Annotated in this window: 16 protein-coding genes and 1 pseudogene; 6 read left to right on the top strand and 11 right to left on the bottom strand. The window is 66.8% G+C overall.

The features are described from left to right. Positions 1-3 precede the first annotated feature (3 nt). Positions 4-1,314, bottom strand: coding sequence for a cation:dicarboxylate symporter family transporter (locus QX132_RS32315; protein ID WP_316163795.1), 1,311 nt, complete (start codon positions 1,312-1,314; stop codon positions 4-6). Between the two features lie 137 nt (positions 1,315-1,451). On the opposite strand from QX132_RS32315, the gene QX132_RS32310 reads away from it, so the two are divergent. Both QX132_RS32310 and QX132_RS32305 read left to right on the top strand, forming a co-directional pair. After that, positions 1,452-2,387 (top strand): LysR family transcriptional regulator, encoded by a 936-nt coding sequence (locus tag QX132_RS32310; RefSeq protein WP_316163794.1) that lies wholly within the window; start codon positions 1,452-1,454, stop codon positions 2,385-2,387. Between the two features lie 223 nt (positions 2,388-2,610). Beyond that, a pseudogene (locus tag QX132_RS32305) lies at positions 2,611-3,245 on the top strand (NAD(P)/FAD-dependent oxidoreductase); the annotation flags it as partial. A gap of 64 nt (positions 3,246-3,309) precedes the next feature. Here QX132_RS32305 and QX132_RS32300 read toward each other — a convergent pair. The 10 genes from QX132_RS32300 to QX132_RS32255 all read right to left on the bottom strand — a co-directional run bounded on the left by QX132_RS32300 (position 3,310) and on the right by QX132_RS32255 (position 10,632). Beyond that, complete coding sequence (locus QX132_RS32300; RefSeq protein WP_316163793.1) at positions 3,310-3,939, bottom strand: urea amidolyase associated protein UAAP2; 630 nt, start codon at positions 3,937-3,939, stop codon at positions 3,310-3,312. Positions 3,940-3,950: 11 nt separating this feature from the next. Then, positions 3,951-4,760, bottom strand: a complete 810-nt coding sequence (locus QX132_RS32295) for an urea amidolyase associated protein UAAP1 (RefSeq protein WP_316163792.1) — start codon at positions 4,758-4,760, stop codon at positions 3,951-3,953. Further along, positions 4,757-5,359, bottom strand: coding sequence for an urea carboxylase-associated family protein (locus QX132_RS32290; RefSeq protein WP_316163791.1), 603 nt, complete (start codon positions 5,357-5,359; stop codon positions 4,757-4,759). The genes QX132_RS32295 and QX132_RS32290 overlap by 4 nt, the downstream gene beginning before the upstream one ends. Before the next feature lie 11 nt (positions 5,360-5,370). Next, complete coding sequence (locus QX132_RS32285) at positions 5,371-5,763, bottom strand: RidA family protein (RefSeq protein WP_315770950.1); 393 nt, start codon at positions 5,761-5,763, stop codon at positions 5,371-5,373. Between the two features lie 27 nt (positions 5,764-5,790). Next, complete coding sequence (locus tag QX132_RS32280; protein WP_316163790.1) at positions 5,791-6,558, bottom strand: amino acid ABC transporter ATP-binding protein; 768 nt, start codon at positions 6,556-6,558, stop codon at positions 5,791-5,793. Positions 6,559-6,571: 13 nt separating this feature from the next. Then, the gene (locus QX132_RS32275; protein ID WP_315705368.1) at positions 6,572-7,228 is read right to left on the bottom strand and encodes an amino acid ABC transporter permease; all 657 of its coding nucleotides are present in this window, start codon (positions 7,226-7,228) and stop codon (positions 6,572-6,574) included. Then, the gene (locus QX132_RS32270) at positions 7,225-7,869 is read right to left on the bottom strand and encodes an amino acid ABC transporter permease (RefSeq protein ID WP_315776817.1); all 645 of its coding nucleotides are present in this window, start codon (positions 7,867-7,869) and stop codon (positions 7,225-7,227) included. The genes QX132_RS32275 and QX132_RS32270 overlap by 4 nt, the downstream gene beginning before the upstream one ends. Positions 7,870-8,007: 138 nt before the next feature. Beyond that, on the bottom strand, positions 8,008-8,862 hold the full coding sequence (locus QX132_RS32265) for a transporter substrate-binding domain-containing protein (protein WP_316163789.1): 855 nt from the start codon (positions 8,860-8,862) through the stop codon (positions 8,008-8,010). 24 nt (positions 8,863-8,886) lie between these two features. Next, positions 8,887-9,720, bottom strand: coding sequence for a nitroreductase family protein (locus tag QX132_RS32260; protein ID WP_316163788.1), 834 nt, complete (start codon positions 9,718-9,720; stop codon positions 8,887-8,889). Between the two features lie 426 nt (positions 9,721-10,146). Continuing rightward, a complete protein-coding gene (locus QX132_RS32255; RefSeq protein WP_316163787.1) occupies positions 10,147-10,632 on the bottom strand; it encodes a MarR family winged helix-turn-helix transcriptional regulator in 486 nt (161 codons plus the stop codon). Between the two features lie 174 nt (positions 10,633-10,806). Between QX132_RS32255 and QX132_RS32250 the strand changes: the two genes are divergently transcribed. From QX132_RS32250 to QX132_RS32235, 4 genes are read left to right on the top strand one after another with little or no spacing between them, the layout of a single operon-like run. After that, entirely contained in the window at positions 10,807-12,084 is a 1,278-nt protein-coding gene (locus QX132_RS32250) for an amidohydrolase/deacetylase family metallohydrolase (protein WP_316163786.1), read from the top strand. A 1-nt stretch (position 12,085) separates the two neighbouring features. Continuing rightward, the gene (locus tag QX132_RS32245; protein ID WP_316163785.1) at positions 12,086-14,464 is read left to right on the top strand and encodes a xanthine dehydrogenase family protein molybdopterin-binding subunit; all 2,379 of its coding nucleotides are present in this window, start codon (positions 12,086-12,088) and stop codon (positions 14,462-14,464) included. Further along, entirely contained in the window at positions 14,461-15,291 is an 831-nt protein-coding gene (locus QX132_RS32240; protein ID WP_316163784.1) for an FAD binding domain-containing protein, read from the top strand. Before QX132_RS32245 ends, QX132_RS32240 begins: the two co-directional genes overlap by 4 nt. Further along, on the top strand, positions 15,288-16,487 hold the full coding sequence (locus QX132_RS32235; protein ID WP_410052928.1) for a 2Fe-2S iron-sulfur cluster-binding protein: 1,200 nt from the start codon (positions 15,288-15,290) through the stop codon (positions 16,485-16,487). The genes QX132_RS32240 and QX132_RS32235 overlap by 4 nt, the downstream gene beginning before the upstream one ends. Positions 16,488-16,798 lie beyond the last annotated feature (311 nt).

Here is a 16,798-nt window from a genome sequence, read left to right as displayed (position 1 = left end):
ATCCTACTTTGCTGCTTTCATCTGGACGACCCGCCCCCAATCGTCGTGGTCGAATTCACCATCCCATTTCGCCACCACGATCGCGGCCACTGCGTTGCCGATCGTGTTGGTGATGGCGCGCGCCAGCGACATGAAGCGGTCGATTCCGAGCAATAGCGCGAGGCCTTCGACAGGCAGCCCGGCCGCAACGATGGTCGCCGCCAACGCGGCGAACGCCCCGCCCGTGACACCGGCTGCGCCCTTGCTGGTGAACAGCATCACGACAAACAGGCTCAACTGCTGCGCCGTGCTCAGCTCGATGCCGTAGACCTGCGCCACGAAGATCGTGCTCAGCGGCAATGTCAGCGCCACGCCGTCGAGATTGAAGGAGTAGCCGGACGGAATGACGAGACCGGTCACGGCGCGTCCCACCCCCGCCCTTGGCAGCTTCTCCATCATTCCGGGAATCGCGGTCTCCGACGACGACGTTCCGAGCACAACGAGAAGCTCGGGGCGCAACAGCCGGAGCAGGTCCATCAGCCGGATGCCGACCAGACGGCAGATCATTCCCAGGACGACGAAGATGAAGAACGCCATCATCCCCCAGGCCGTCCCGACCAGGAGCGCGAGGGCGTACAATGTGGCGGCGCCGAACTTGCCGACCGTGAAAGCCATGGCGCCGAAGGCCCCGATCGGTGCCAGCATGACGACGACATGGACCACGCTGAACACGAGTGCGGTCAACCGCTCCATGCCCGAGCGCAGCGACAGCGCCTTTTCGCCGAGCATCAAGAGGCCGATGCCGCACAGCAGCGCGAGCACGAGAACCTGAAGCACGTCGCCGCTGGCAAACGCGCCGAAGAAGCTTTCGGGGATCATATGCTGGATATAGGCCGACAACGAGCCGACATGTGTCTGCGCATAGCGGGCCACGGCTTCGGCCTGTTGCGGGGTGGCGTGCGCCACACCCGCGCCGGGCTGGACCCATCGCACCACGACGAAGCTGAACAGCAGGCAGAGCGTCGTGACGATTTCGAAATACAGGAAGGCCTTGAGTCCGATGCGTCCGACCGCCTTCATGTCGCCGACCTGCGCGATGCCCGTCACCACGACCAGGAACACCAGCGGCGCGATCGTGACCTTGATGAGCGAGATGAAGCCGTCGGCGAGCGGTTTGAATTCGAGTGCCGCAGCCGGAAACAGCGCGCCGACGAGTGCGCCGAGCACGGCGCCCGCCACGATCAGGACATAAGGCTCCCGCCAAAGCGAGCCGGCACGAGGCGCAGCAGCCTGCGTCGGGAGCGCCTCGGACAAAGGAGTCGTAGTGATCGTCAATTCCGTGTCCTCCCGCCTCGTGCTCTTCGGCGCTGCAAACAGCGTCTCCGCGGCCCCTTATCTTTGGCCTGACATTGGACCAGCCGGTGCCGCGGTGCTAATGCCAGATTGGAATAATTCAATAACGAATTGGCATCATGGACCTGAGCTGGATCGAGGATTTCCTCGCTATTGCGGAGGACGGCGGCTTCTCCCGCGCAGCGCTGCGCCGGCACGTGACGCAGCCGGCCTTGAGCCGGCGGATCAAGTCGCTGGAAGCGTGGCTTGGAGCGCCTCTGTTCGAGCGCAGCACCCATGTCGTGAAGCTGACGCCGGCAGGGGAGAGTTTTCGTCCGGTGGCGGAGGACGTCATTCGCAGGCTGTCGAACGGCCGCGAGGAGGCCCTGGAAGCGGCTCGCCTCAAGACCGAGACCGTTCAATTCGTCGCCACCCACGCACTGTCGCAGACGTTCTTTCCGGACTGGATCCGCCGGGTCGATCGTGCGCGATCCGGTTCCGCCGTTCAGCTCGTGGCGTCGAACTTCGCCGGGTGTGAGAAGCTCCTGCTCGAGGCCCATGCGCATTTCATGCTGGCGCATTACCACCCATCGCTCGCCAGCCGCCTGGACAACGATCGCTTTCAGCGCATCGATCTCGCCGACGATGTCCTGGTCCCGATCAGCGCGACCGGTTACAGGGCCGTCACGCGCAGCGGTCGCCGGCGGCAATCGATGCCGCGGTTTGCGCTGCCTGGCTCTGCGGACAAGCCGCTGCCCTATCTCGCCTATCATCCAGGTTCCGGTGTGGGCCGCATCGTGACCGCCTTCCTCGCGACGAAGCAGCCAGGCGCCATGCTGCTCCCCAGCTTCTCAGCACCGGTGATGCTGCTCATCAACATGGCCCGGGAAGGCCGCGGGATCACCTGGGCTCCACGCAGCCTGGTCGAGCTCGATCTCCAGAGCGGCCGATTGGTGAGAGCCGGCCCGAAGGACTGGGACATCAAGATCAACATATGCCTCATCCGCGCACGGGCGCGGATGATCCATGCCGCTGAGAGTCTTTGGAGCACGGCAAGGAAGCTGGCAGCCACTTAGCCAATTGGCGAGAATTGGTTGCACAGCCAGCGTTGAGGTCAGCCCAGGCAGGGCTTCGGCCTCGCGCTCCATTTCCGCATCTCCTGCGCCTCTTCGACCCGCTACGGCTCGATTCATGTCTCTGGGCAGGCATAACGAGATGTCTGCCGGCAATCGCCTCTGCCTCGACCTCACTTGTCCCAAGATCGCGTAGCTTGATCACAAATATCGGGTCTACAGTCCCCCCGGCGGCAATGTGACCGCGAACGGCGTCGGCATCGCCACCGGCGCCTATACCTCGCTGGGCTGACGCCGGAATTGTCCGGCCGCTGCATGCCGATCCTGTCGAACTCGCTGGTGACGCGCGCGCTCACTGCGGCCGAGCTCGCGGCGACCGGCTTCAAGACCCGGCAGGTGATCTCCGACACGCGCACTTTGCGCTTCTACTACCGGCTGCTGCCGGACGACCGCGTCCAGATCGGCAGCCGGAGCGCCATCACTGGCGCCGACGCTACGCATGACCGGCACCTCCAGCTCCTGATCGACGGCCTGCATCGCAAGTTTCCCGCGCTCACAGGCATCGAGATCGATTATTCGTGGTGGGGCTGGGTCGATGTCAGCCACGACATGATGCCGCGCATCGTGCGTCCCGATGCCCAGGCGAAGCTGGTCTATGCGCTCGGCTATGGCGGCAACGGCGTCTCCTATTCGGCGCAGGCCGGCCGCCGGATGGCGCAGATGCTCGCGGGCCAAGCCTTCAAGGGGCAGGATCTGCCGATCTTCACCTCGGCGCTGCCGACGCATCCCTTCGCGCCGTTCCGCCGCATCGGCCAGCGCCTGCTCTATCGCTGGTATCACCTGCGCGACGAGGCGAGTTGAGGCGAGTTGAGGCGCCTCTCGCCGCAGGTCGGTCCGACGAGCGTGCGCCTGCAGCAGCAGGGGTTCATGCCGTCGCTTCCCTGATCTCCACACGGATCGGAGTCGGATCGAAACCGTTGCATGGATTGTTCACCTGCGGACAGTTCGAGATCACGAACAGCACGTCCATCTCCGCGGTCACGTCGACGTAGTTGCCCGGCGCGGACGGGCCGTCGAGCACGGTGAAATTGCCGGAGGGCTCGATCGGCACGTTCATGAAGAAGTTCAGGTTGGAGACGATGTCGCGCTTGGTCAGGCCGTGCCGCGACAGCTCCAGGATGAAATTCTCCCGGCAGGCACGCAGGTAGCGCGTCGCCTCACCGAAGCGCACGGCATTGCTCTCGCAGGAGCAGCAGCCCGCCGAGGTGTCGTGGCGGCCGCAGGTGTCGGCGGTGATCCGCGCCATCACCCGTCCGCGGTTGGAGATCAGCCGCGTGCCGAGCTCGAGATAGGCCGAGCCCTGGACGCGCAAGGTGTCCTGCGCGCTGTAGCGCTCGGCGGTGTCCTCCGCGACATAGATCAGCGCGTCCACCGCCTGCTCGCCCTCGCTGTCGATGATGCGGAGCGTCTGGCCCCTCTTCAGCACCCGCGACCAGGGCTGCTCGGCGGGAATGTCGAAGCTGTAGACAAGATGGCCGGGATCGGTCGATGACATGATCACGCTCCTCAGGCGAACAGCTGATCGGTGAAGGCGTAGGCGCGCACGGCTTCTGGCGAGGCCGTGCGGCAGACATCGTCATCAGCAGGCGGCGGCAGCCGGTGCCGGATCAGCGTGATCGGCGTGGTCGCTGCCGGCCGCGCCGGATCGAGCGGATGGGCGCAGTTGGAGACGGCGACGATCAGGTTCATCTCGGCGCGCAGAGCGACGAAGTCGCCGGCGCGCTTGCGCGCAGCGTGCCAGACGAAGCGGCCGTTTGCGTCCGTCGTCACCGGCGCAAAGAAGGTCACGCAAGGCGGGATGTCGCGCAGGCCCAGTCCGATCTTGGCAGCGGCCGAGATGAAATTCGCCTGCGTGTTGCGCGTCACCTCGCCATAGGCCGACAACGTCGAGTCAGGGGTCGAGTCGCCGACCAGAAGGTCATGCGCGCCGGACGTATCCTCGATCACCGAGAGCAGCACCCGTCCCATGTCCGACAGGATCATCCGGCCCTTCGACAGCGCCGCGCTCCATTGCACCTTCACGGTGTCGGCACAGTTGATCCGCTCGCACGGATCCTCGCTGCGCCACGCCAGCAGCGACACGCTGGAGCGGCCAAGATCATCGCGGAGCCGCAGCGCTTCTCCGCGCGACAGCCGAACCGTCGCGTGCCAGCCGGGCGGCACCTGCTCGGACTGCACGATCGCGTCCTCCGCGACCGGCGCGCCATCGAGCGCGGTTGGCGGCGGCAGCTGCTTCAGCTCCTGCCCCGCCGCGCGCAGTTCCTCATAGCGGCGGCGGTTGGCCGCAGCCTGCTCCGCCTTGCCTTCTCCGCTCATGCGTCGGTCACCGTGAAATGTGCCTCGACGGGCTTCCCAGCCTTGCCGTTGATCGGGAGGATATCCTGCGGACAGGCGGAGAACGCGATCACCAGATCCATCTCCGCGCGCAAGCGCACTTGGCCGCCGGGAACGGGGCGCGGCGGCGCGGCAAAGCCGAGCGTGCCGTCGGCCTCCCAGGGAATGTTCATGAACAGATTGAGCGGGCTCGGTACCTCCGGCGGCGTCAGGCCGAGCTCGGCCATGCCGGCGAACAGATTGTCAGTGCAATTGTCGTGGTGGCCCTCGTGCCCGAGAAACGCGTAGCGATAGCGGTCGCAGGCGGCGATCAGAGTGTCGTGAATGCCGCCCGAAGTATCCTCGATCAAGGTCAGGATCGGCCGGCGCTTGTTGGTCCGCAGCACGTCTCCCGGCCGCGGCACCAGATGCAGCGAATGCGCCCGCGTGTGCTCGTTCGACATGAACTCCGACAGGTCAACGCGATTGAACGCCCAGGTGTCGACCACCTGCTCGCCATGGGTATTGATCACGGTGACCACCTGGCCGGCCGTGACGAGCGCCGCCTTGCCGCGCCGCGCCGGAATCTCGATCGGATCCATCGCTCTCTCCTTCAGGGCTTGTAGGCGACCATGTCGATCTCGACGATGCCGCCGCGCGCCAGGTCGCAGACGCCGATCGTGGTCCGGCCAGGCCGCTGCGCATCGTCGAAATGGCTGGAGAAGATCGCGTTCATCGCGGCGTAGTCGCGCTTGAATTCGGTCAGGTAGATGCGGGCGAACACGACGTTCGCGAAGCTCATGCCGCAGCCCTTCAGCACACGCGCGAGGTTATCCATGACCTTGCGGGTCTGCGCGTCGATACCGTCCGGGAGCGGCAGCGCGTCGTCATCGGGATCGGTCGCGAGCTGGCCGGTGACGAACAGGAACGGACCGGCCCGCACCGCATGGCTATAGGGAGTGACCGGCTTCGGCGCATCCGGGAGCAGATGATAGATCGGATCCATGGCGTATCTCCTCGCGTTGTTTCTAGCTCATCCGGCGGCGTAGCGCTGGATGAACTGGCGCGCGCGTTCGGTTTCCGGGTTGACGAAGAAGCGCTCCGGAGGCCCGGTCTCGACCACGCGGCCGCGATCGAGAAACAGAATGCGGGTGGCGGCTTCGCGAGCAAAGCCCATCTCGTGGGTCACGATCACCATCGTGCGGCCCTCGCGTGCAAGCTCGCGCATCACCACCAGCACCTCGCCGACCAGCTCCGGATCGAGCGCGCTGGTCGGCTCGTCGAACAAGAGGACGTCCGGCTTCATCGCCAGCGCACGCGCAATGCCGACGCGCTGCTTCTGCCCACCGGACAGCCGCGCCGGGAACACATCGCATTTGTCGGAGAGCCCGACCTTGGCGAGCAGCGCCATCGCCTCCTCGCGCACCTCGGCCACGGGACGCTTCTGCACTTGCACCGGCGCCTCCATGAGATTCTGCAGCACGGTCAGATGCGGCCACAGCGCGAAATGCTGGAACACCATGCCGATGCGCGTGCGGACCCGTGACAGCTCGCGGTCGGACATCACGACGCCGCCATTGTTGATGCCGATGCGCTCGCCATTGAGATAGATCTGGCCGGCATCAGGCCGCTCCAGCCAGTTGATGCAGCGGAGCAGGGTCGACTTGCCGGAGCCGGACGGGCCGAGCACGCAGACCGTCTCACCGCGCGTCACCGTGAAGCTGATATCGGAGAGCACCTCGAGCTCGCCGAACCGCTTGGAAATGCCGGCGACGTCGAGCACGGCCATGTCGTCGGTCATCCCGGGCTCCCTCTCAGCGCCGCGCCGCGGCCAGCCGGTCGATGCCGCTGACACCCGCCTCGATCACGAGGCAGAGCCCCCAATACAGGATCACGGCGGTGATGAAGGCGGCGAACGGCACGTAGTGGCGCGACTGGATCGAGCTCGCGGCATGCGTCAGCTCGGGCAGTGCGATGATAGTTAGAAAAGCGCTGTCCTTGACGATCTGGATCATCTGGTTGCCGATGACAGGACCTGCGGCGAGCAGCAGCGGCGGCAGGATGATGCGGCGGAACAATCGCGCCCCGGAGAAGCCGAAGGCGACGCCGGCTTCGATCGGCTCGCGCGGCTGCGCCGCCCAGGCGCCGCGCAGGATCTCGGCGAGATAGGCGGCGTGATAGACGGTCAGCGCCACCAGCCCCGAGCTCCAATTGTCGAGCCTAATGCCAAACGAGGGCAAACCGTAGTAGACGATGTAGGCGAACAGCAGGAACGGCACGCAGCGCATGCCGTCGACGAACACGCGCACGGTGAGCGCCAGCCAGCGCCGCTTCGACATCAGGGCCGGCGTCAGCACGAAGGCGATCACGAGCCCGGCGATCGCCGACAGCACCGAGAGGATCGTGGTGTTGCCGAGACCGCTCAGCAGCAGACCCCGCTCGCTCCAGACGATGGCGAAATCCCGGATCATGCGGCCTCGGCTGCGAGCTGGCGCCGCTCGATGAAGCGCTGCAGCGAGACCAGCGCGAACACGATCGGCGCATACATCGCGATGGCGACCAGGAACGGCGGCAGCGGCTCATAGGTCTCGGCGCCGATGCGCACCGCCGCGCGGGTGATGTCGACGACGCCGACGACCGCCAGCACCGGCGTGACCTTGATCAGCAGCGACATCTCGTTGACGAGCCCGGGCAGACTGACCCGCACGATCTGCGGCAGGACGATGCGGCGTAAGCGCAGGCTCGCATGCATGCCGACCGACTGCGCAGCCTCGTACTGCTCCTTCGGGAAGTTCATCAGAGCGGCGCGCCAGACCTCGCAGTTGAACGCCGAGGTGTTCATCACCAGCGCCAGGATCGCCGCCGACACCGGCCCGATTGCGATCCCGACATTGGGCAGCGCGAAGAACAGCAGCAGCAGCAACGTCACGAGCGGGGTCGCGCGCAGCACCGAGACATAGACGGCGACCATGCGGGCGACGACGGGAACATCGGCCCAGCGCAGCAGCGCAAGGCCAAGGCCGATCGGCAGCCCGATCAGGATGCCGACCAAGGACAGCGTCACCGTGACCACGGCGCCCTGCAGGATGGCGAGCACGTCGGCCGCGCTCATCGCCGGCCATCCGTGGCGAGGCCGGACGGCCGGCGCCCTGCATCGGCCAACCTCGTCCGATGCAGGGGCACCTGGCCGTCGAGCGGACCGGCGCGCAGCGTTCGCCACCCGCACATCAGCTGCACCTCATCCGCGGCGTCAGAATTCCGGCTCGAACGTGACCGGCAGATCCGGAAAGGCCTCGCCGAACCACTTCGTCTGCAACTCGGCGAACCGGCCGGTTTCCTTCTCCTTGGCGATGAAGCCGTTCAGGAATTCGACCAGCTCAGTGTTGCCCTTGGCGACCGCCCAGGCCGGATAGGATTTGCCGGAGACGGGCTGGCCGACCGCGAACACGTTCGGCTTCTCGGCGACCAGCGCCTTGATGTTGATGATGGTGTTGACGACGTAGTCGACACGGCCGAGCGCGAGATCCTGATAGGCTTCGGGATAGGAGGTGTATTCGACCACCTTGCCAAGCTTGCCGCCTTCCTTCTCAAGCATCGCCTGGAGCTCGGGCAACCGCCCCAGCAGCGCGCTGCCGGCCTGCACGCCGACGGTCTTGCCGCTGAGATCCTTGATGGCGGAAATGCTCTTGTCGTCCTTGCGCTTGACGTAATAGTGCGTCGCGTCGGCGATCGGGCTGGTGAAGTCGAGCGACTTCTTGCGCTCCTTGGTGATGATCGCCGCGGTGATGGCGACATCGTACTTGCCGGTGGAGACGCCGGCCAGGATGCCTGTCCACGGCAGGATCTGCTGCTTGATCTCGAATGGCGCGTATTTGCGCAGATCCTCGATCAGTTCGTTGTCGAAGCCGGTCGGCTTGCCGTCCTTGACGAACTCGAAGGGACGGAAATCGTCCTCGGTCGCGACGATGAGACCGCGCTTCTTGATCTCGTCGAGGCTGCCGGCCTTGGCGCTGAACGCGGCCGGCAGCGTCAGCGCGGCGGCCAGCAGCGCAAGCGCTGCTCGCCGCGACGGTGCCGACAGGCGGGGAAACGAAGGCTTGGTCATCTCGTATCTCCTTACATGAACTGATCAGTCGAAGCTGAAGCCGTGCGCGCGCAGATAAGGTGGGAAGGAAGCCCCCTCGGCCTTGGCGGCCTGCCGCGCCTTGTCCTCCGACCAGCCGTAGAAATCGGCCTCGCCGAACTCGGCGTTGCCGCGCTGCTGCTCTTTCGGAATCGCGTGCCGCGCATGGCGTCGCCGGTCGTAATCGTCGAGCGTCACGGGCAGCGCATCGTCGCCGTAGCGGTCGACATGGGTGGTGATGCTGCGCGGCAGCCGCAGGCTGACATGGCCTTCTGCCGCGGGATAGCCGAGACACAGCCCAGCGACGGGAAACACCATGTCGGGCAGTTCCAGCACATTGGCGACCGTGTCGATCTCGTTGCGGATCACGCTGATCGGACAGGTGCCGAGGCCAGCGGACTCCGCGCACAGGATCATGGTCTGCAGCGCCAGCGCCGCATCGACCGAGGCGTTGAAAAAGCCTTCCAGGGTGCCGTTCCTGACCGGCTTGCCGCGCAGCTCGCCGATGCGCTGCAGCCGCCGCGCATCACCGAGGAAAACGAAGAACACCGGCGACGCACCGATCCAGGGCATGCTCGGAAACAGCCGGCCGATCGCCGCCCGCTTGTCGGCATTGCGCACGCGCATGACCGAAGCCTGCTGGAAATCCGACTTGGCCGAGGCGCTCAGCGCGCAGGCGACGAGCAGGTCGAGCAGCCCCTCCTCCGGCATCCGGTCGCTATAGCGGCGCACCGTCTTGCGCGACAGCACGCCGCGCAGGAACGCGTTGGCCTCGACATCGCCGCCATCGGGTCCGCCGTCTCCGAAGCGTGTGGCGAGGGCATCGGCATGCTCGGACATCACAGCGCCCCTATTGCATCACACGCGACGCGCCAGGTCGAACGAACGCCATTGGCCTGAGCCATGATCGGCGGATCCCGCAGCGGCAGACGTCGCATTGCTCACCCCACGCGCTGCGACATCGGTGTCGCCGCCCCGGATCGATTTCGCCGCGGCTTCCGCGCAGCTATTGTTCGAGATGTGAGCAAGGGACATGCCAGACGTCGCGGGGCCCGGCGCAGCGCGACCGCTCCTGCAACGATCTTCACCGAAAATGAGCAGCCAAATGCGCCGGTTGCGGACAAAACGCCGCAGCACCTGAATGCGGAGCATGCTTCGTATTTACGGCGACGGCGCCCCGACCGGATGCTGCATTCCGGCGACGCGCTGCTTTTCGGGCAGCACCATGCCCATTATCTAATCGGAGCTCATCGCGGTCGGGCGCGCTCAGTCTGGCGATCGTGTCGCATCGAGCCGTTCGCCCTGCGCCTTGACGATCGCCTGCATCATGGCAATGAGCCGTTTCTGATCGGCCTTGGTGAGATCCGCGACCGTCGCGAGATGCGCCGCCCGTGCCGGCCGCTCGATCTTGCGCAGCAATGCCGCGCCGGAACGGGTCAGGCGGCAGGTCCGCGACCGCCGGTCGTGCGGTCCGACGCTGCGATCGACGAAGCCACGCGCCTGCAGCCGCTTCAATGCGCCGGTCGTCGTGGTCCGGTCGAGCGCGATGTCCTGGGCCAGCGCCGTCTGATCCGCCGTCCCCCGTTTTGCAAGCGCCGTCAACAGGCTGTACTGCAACGGCGTGATCTCGTAAGCGGCACATTTCTCCTGGAACAGCGCGACGTGGATCTGATGCAGCCGCCTGATCAGATAGCCCGGACGCTCCTCGAGCGGCCACGACGGATCTGCTTTCGGCTTATTCTTTCCGGCCATCGAACGGCTCCCGCATAAGCGCTGATCACGCTGCATCAATTTGAAGCTGTCTATGGCACGGATCTTGATGTAATGCGAAGTATGCTTCGTAAATTGGTCGGCGTATCGTCCGCGCCGGCTCGCCGAGGAAGGCTTTGACCGGGACAAACACACCGCCCGGAAAGGAGACCTTGCATGTCCGTGAGCGCCTCGTTCGACCTGCTCCTGCGCGGCGGTCGCGTCATTGACCCCGCCTCCGGCATCGATGGACTGAAGGATGTCGCCATCCGCAATGGCCGCATCGCCGCTGTCCAGTCCGATATCCTGCCGACCAGCGCCAGGGATGTCGTCGACGTCACCGGCCAGCTCGTGCTTCCCGGACTGATCGACACCCACGCCCATGTCTATCAGTACGTCACCGGCCGCTTCGGCATGAATGCGGACATGGTCGGCGTGCAGTCGGGCGTCACCAGCCTGATCGACCAGGGCGGTCCGTCCTGCATGACCCTGCCCGGCTTCCGGCACTTCGTCGCCCAGCAGGCGCAGTCGCGCGTCTATGCGTTCCTGTCGGCCTATCTGGTCGGCGGCCTCGAGGGCCATTACTACCCCGATCTCTATCGGCCCGACTGCGTCGACATCGACGCGACGGTGAAGTCAGCTGTGGCCAACCGCGACCTCGTCCGCGGCATCAAGGCGCATGCCGAGATCGGCGGCTTCGCGCGCTGGGGCATCCGAGTCATCGAGATGGCCGCGGAGATCGGCCGCCGCGCCGAGCTCCCGGTCTATGTCCATTTCGGCCAGCTGTGGGGCCTGCCGGCGAGCGGCACCAACGGCGAGGATGTCGACACCATCCTGGAGCGCGTGATCCCGCTGCTGCGTCCGGGCGACGTGCTGGCGCACCCGTTCACGCGGCATCCCGGCGGCTTCGTCAACACCAGGGGCGATGTGCATCCGGTGATCCAGGCCGCGCTCGACCGCGGGCTCAAGGTCGACGTCGGTCATGGCAGCCATTTTTCCTACCGGCTGGCGCGCAAGGCGATCGACGCCGGCATCGTGCCGCATACGCTCGGCGCCGACATCCACGGCTACAACACGCATGTGCCGGCGCCCGCCGGCACGCCGGACGAACCTGCCGACGACGAGAACCACCCCTTCGCCGGCCAGGCCAAGTTCAGCCTCGTGCAGGCGATGAGCTCGCTGGTCGCGCTCGGGCTGACGCTGGAGCAGGTCGTGCCGATGGTGACGTCGAATCCCGCTGCCATGCTCGGCCTGTCCGATCGGATCGGCGCGCTGCGTCCGGGCATGGAGGCCGATGTGAGCGTGCTCCGCGAGAAGCAGGGCCGCTTCGTGCTGCGCGACAACGAGAAGACCGAGGTGATTGCCGATCGGCTGCTGCAGCCGGCGTTCTGCCTGCGCGCCGGCGTCAGGCACGACGCAACGGCGCCGATCCTGCCTGCAGCGGTCGCGGCCTGACGTGGCCGGCGCGGCGCCGACCGTCTCGGATGAGCGCGCGCCGCGTGGCGTCGGCGCGCGGCTGCAGCGCAAGGAGGACGATCGCTTCCTGCGCGGCCGCGGCCAGTATGTCGCCGACATCAGGCTGCCGGGGATGAAGGACGTCGCCTTCGTGCGCAGCCCGATGGCGCACGCCAGCATCAAGGCGATCCATATTCCCACGGTGTACCGCGACGTCGTCTTCACGGCCGACGACCTCGCCCGCATCAAGCCGATCCGCGCCGTCTCAGGCCTGCCCGGGTTCAAGATTTCCGAGCAGCCGGTGCTGGCGACAGGCAAGGTGCGCCATGTCGGCGAACTCGTGGCGATGTGCGTCGCGCGCAGCCGCGCCGAGGCCGAGGACATCGCCGCTTCCGTCGAGCTCGACCTGGAGCCGCTGCCGGCGGTGCACGACATGCGGCTGGCGCGCGCGGCCGGCGGCGCGCTCGTGCACGAGCATTGGGGCGACAACGTCTTCCTGGAAACGAATTTCGAGGTCGACATCACTGCGGCGCATGACGCGCCGATCAAGGTGACGCGCGAGATCTCGACGGCGCGCCAGTGCATGGCGCCGCTGGAGGGCCGCGGCGTCGTCGCGACCTTCGATCACCGGCTCGATCAGCTCACGCTGCACACGGGCTCACAGATGCCGCACATCGTGCGCAACGGCCTGTCCGACTGTCTCGGCATGGACCAGGGCCGCATCCGCATCATCGCACCCGACATCGGCGGCGGCTTCGGCCACAAGGGCATCCTGCTGCCCGAGGAAGTGTGCCTGAGCTGGCTCGCCATGGAAAAGGGCTGGACGGTGCGCTGGCTCGAGGACCGGCGCGAGCATTTGAGTGCGAGCGCGAATTGCCGCGAGCACGCCTATCACATCACGGTCTATGCCGATCGCGACGGCCGCCTGCGCGGTATCGATTGCGAGGCGATCGTCGATTCCGGCGCCTACTCGTCCTATCCGTTCTCGGCCTGCCTCGAAGCGGCGCAGATCGCGAGCATCCTGCCGGGGCCGTATCGGATGCCGGCCTATCGCTGCCGCACCTACTCGGTCGCAACCAACAAATGCCCGATCCTGCCCTATCGCGGCGTGGCGCGCACCGGCGTCTGCTTCGCGCTCGAGCTGCTGCTCGATGCTGTCGCGGCCGAAGCCGGGCTAGAGCCCGGCGAGGTCCGGCTGCGCAATCTGGTGCAACCGCAGGACATGCCGTTCGACAACATCACCAACAAGCATTTCGATAGCGGCGACTATCCCGGCGCGTTGCAGCGGGCGCTGGCGTCGATCGACGTCCCCGCGATCCGCGCCCGGCAACAGCGCGGCGAGGCGGACGGCCGGCTGATCGGGACCGGCGTCTCGATCTATTGCGAGCAGGCCGCGCATGGCACCTCGGTCTATGCCGGCTGGGGCATCCCGATGGTACCCGGCCACGAGCAGGCGACGGCGCGCCTGACGCCCGACGGCGGGCTGGAGCTGCGCGTCGGCGTTCATTCGCACGGCCAGGGACTCGAGACTACGCTGGCTCAGGTCGCGTCCGAAGTGCTCGGCGTCGATCCCGGCAACATCCGCGTCGTGCTCGGCGACACCGCGATGACGCCCTATTCCACCGGCACCTGGGGCTCGCGCTCGATGGTGATGGCCGGCGGCGCCGTAGGCACCGCCTGCGCGCAGCTCGTCGCGCGCGCCACGCGCATCGGCGCCAAGCTGCTGCAGCTCGCGCCCGAGGCGGTCGTATGGCGCGAGGGCCGCGCCTGCGGACCGAACGGCAGCGTCAGCCTCGCCGAGATCGCCCACACCTGGTACCGCCGGCCGCAGGACCTTCCCGCCGACGTTGACCCGGCCGGCCTCGAGGTCACCAGCGGCTACAAGCCGGTGCGCGACAGCGGCACCTTCTCCTACGCGGCGCATGCCGTCACGGTCGCGGTCGATCCGGATCTCGGCGAGGTCGAGCTGCTCGACTACGTCATCGTCGAGGATGGCGGTGTCCTCGTCAATCCGATGATCGTCGACGGCCAGATTCTCGGTGGCCTGGCGCAGGGCATCGGCACCGCGTTGTACGAGGAGATGCCGTTCGACGACGCCGCGCAGCCGCTGGCGACGACGCTGGCCGATTACCTGCTGCCGGGTCCGACCGAAGTCCCCGAACCGCGCCTGTTTCACATGGAGACGCCGTCGCCCTACACGATGTTCGGCGTCAAGGGCATCGGCGAAGGCGGTGCGATCGCGCCACCGGCGGCGATCGCCAATGCCGTCAACGACGCGCTGCGGCCGCTTGGTGCGGAGCTGATGCAGTCACCGCTGTCGCCACGCCGCATCGTCGCGACAGTGCTGGCAGCGAAACAGGCGCAAGCGAGCTCGCCGTGAAGGCTGCATCCTTCGCCTATGAGCGTCCCAACAGCGTCGGCGCCGCGCTCGCCCTGCTCGCGGACGCCAATGGCGGCGCAAGGATCATGGCCGGTGGCCAGTCGCTCGGGCCGATGCTCAATCTGCGCCTGGTGCAGCCGCCGTTGATCGTCGACATCGCGGGGCTCGCCGAGCTTCGTACGGCGGAGCGCGACGGCGATGCTCTCCTGATCGGCGCCTGCGTCACCCATGCCGACATCGAGGACGGCCGGCTTCCTGACGTGACTCATGGCGTGCTGCGGCGGATCGCGCGCGGCATTGCCTATCGCGCCGTACGCAACCGCGGCACCATCGGCGGCTCGCTCAGTCACGCCGACCCGGCCGCCGACTGGGTAACGACGCTCACGGCCCTCGGCGCCGGCGTGCGGCTGACGAGCTCCACCGGCCAACGTGACATCGCCGTGGCAGAGTTCATCCAGGGCGCACTGCAGACCGCGCTGCGTCCCGGCGAGTTCGTCGCCGCGATCCGCCTTCCCTCCCTGTCGCCCACGACGCGCTTCGGCTACGCCAAGGCCTGCCGCAAGCCCGGCGAATTCGCGCATGCGATGGCCGCCGTCATGATCGAGCCGGACAAGGCCTGCAGCCGAGTTGTGATCGGCGCCATCGACAGGACGCCGATCGTCGTCGACGATTCATCGCTGTTTGGCGGAGCGAACACTAATCTCGGGCAGCAGTTCGATCGCGACCTCGCTGACCGCCTGCTGATGCAGGCCGGCGTGACCGATCCGGCCGCCCGGCACATCCACGTGACCGTGCTCGCGCGGGCGATCGCGGAGGCCGCGGCGTGATGAAGCTCCAGCTCACCGTCAACGGCAGCGCGACCGAGGCCACGGTCGAACCGCGTACCCATCTCGCCGACGTCCTGCGTGATCGGCTCGACCTGACCGGGACGCATCTCGGCTGCGAGCATGGGGTCTGTGGCGCCTGCACGCTGCTGCTCGACGGCGCTCCGGCCCGCTCCTGCATCACGCTCGCGGTGGCCTGCGATGGTGCTGCGGTCACGACCATCGAAGGCCTGGATGAGGATGAGATCGCAGCCGAGCTGCGCACGGCCTTTGCGCGCGAGCATGCGCTGCAATGCGGCTACTGCACACCCGGCATGATCATGTCGGCGCGCGACCTCGTGCTGCGCCTCGATCACGCGGACGAGCAGGCCATCCGTGTCGGGTTGAGCGGCAATCTCTGCCGCTGCACCGGCTATATCGGGATCGTCCGCGCTGTCCGCGCCGTGATCGAGGCGCGGCGGCAACGTGGCATCGCGGCCGTGATCGGCGCCGGACGCACGACGCTCGGACCCGTGGGATCGCAGTCGGGCGCGGTCGCGACCGCTGCGTCGTCAGCGCGGCCAGCAATGGCGGAGATGGCGGTTGACCGGGGCGCTGCCATCAGCACACGCGATATTCCCGAGGCCGTGCCCGCCAAGAGCTTCGACGCATCCTTCACTGTGAACGCCGCGCCTGCGCAGGTTTTCGCGCTGTTCGGAAACCTCACGACCCTGGCCGCATGCTTTCCCGGCGCGATGATCACGGCCATGCCGGCCCCCGATCGCATCGAAGGCGAGATCAGGGTCGCGCTTGGCCCGCTTGCGGCCGTGTTCCGCGGCGCCGCGCGGATCGAGCGCGACGACGCAAGTCTGTCCGGCCGGCTGATCGGCACCGGACGTGACCAGCAGAGCCGCAGCTCGACCTCCGGGCAGATCAGCTGGCGCATGCTTCCGATCGACGAAGGACGGGCAACCCGCGCCGAGCTCGCCATACGCTACAGCCTCTCCGGTCCACTAGCGCAGATCGCGCGCGACGGGTTGGTGCGCGATCTGGCGGCGCGCCTCACGACAACGTTCGCGCAAAATTGCGAGCGGCATCTCAACGGCACGTTGAATCCGGCGGAGATTGCCGAGCCGCAGCGCCTCAACGTACTTGCCCTCCTGATGGACATCGCACGGACACGGCTTACGGCCTTCGCGCAGCGCATGCGCGGGCAATGAAGCCGCCTCTCACCGGCGGCCTGGTTCTCGTCCACGGTCAGCTTTGAATGAGCGCCGAACACCAGCGCGGAACATCGTCCCGGCACCTGTCTCCACGTTTCAAACAGCAGGCGTGACGACGCGATCTCGCGGCCGCCCGAGCCCGAGTTATTGTCTTCATTCAACCGCCTCTCAACGAAGAGGCGCAGGGAAGACCGGGTATCGGCTGATACCCGCGGTCCGCGTGCAGCAAATAAGCACGCGGCAGAACCACAGGTTCAGCCCAATATCCGGCCTTCCCTGCGCGACGGTTTGACGGGTTATAGGCGCTC

This window comes from Bradyrhizobium sp. SZCCHNRI20481, assembly GCF_032485055.1.
Classification (GTDB): Bacteria; Pseudomonadota; Alphaproteobacteria; order Rhizobiales; family Xanthobacteraceae; genus Bradyrhizobium.
This window is presented reverse-complemented; position numbering and strand designations above follow the sequence as displayed.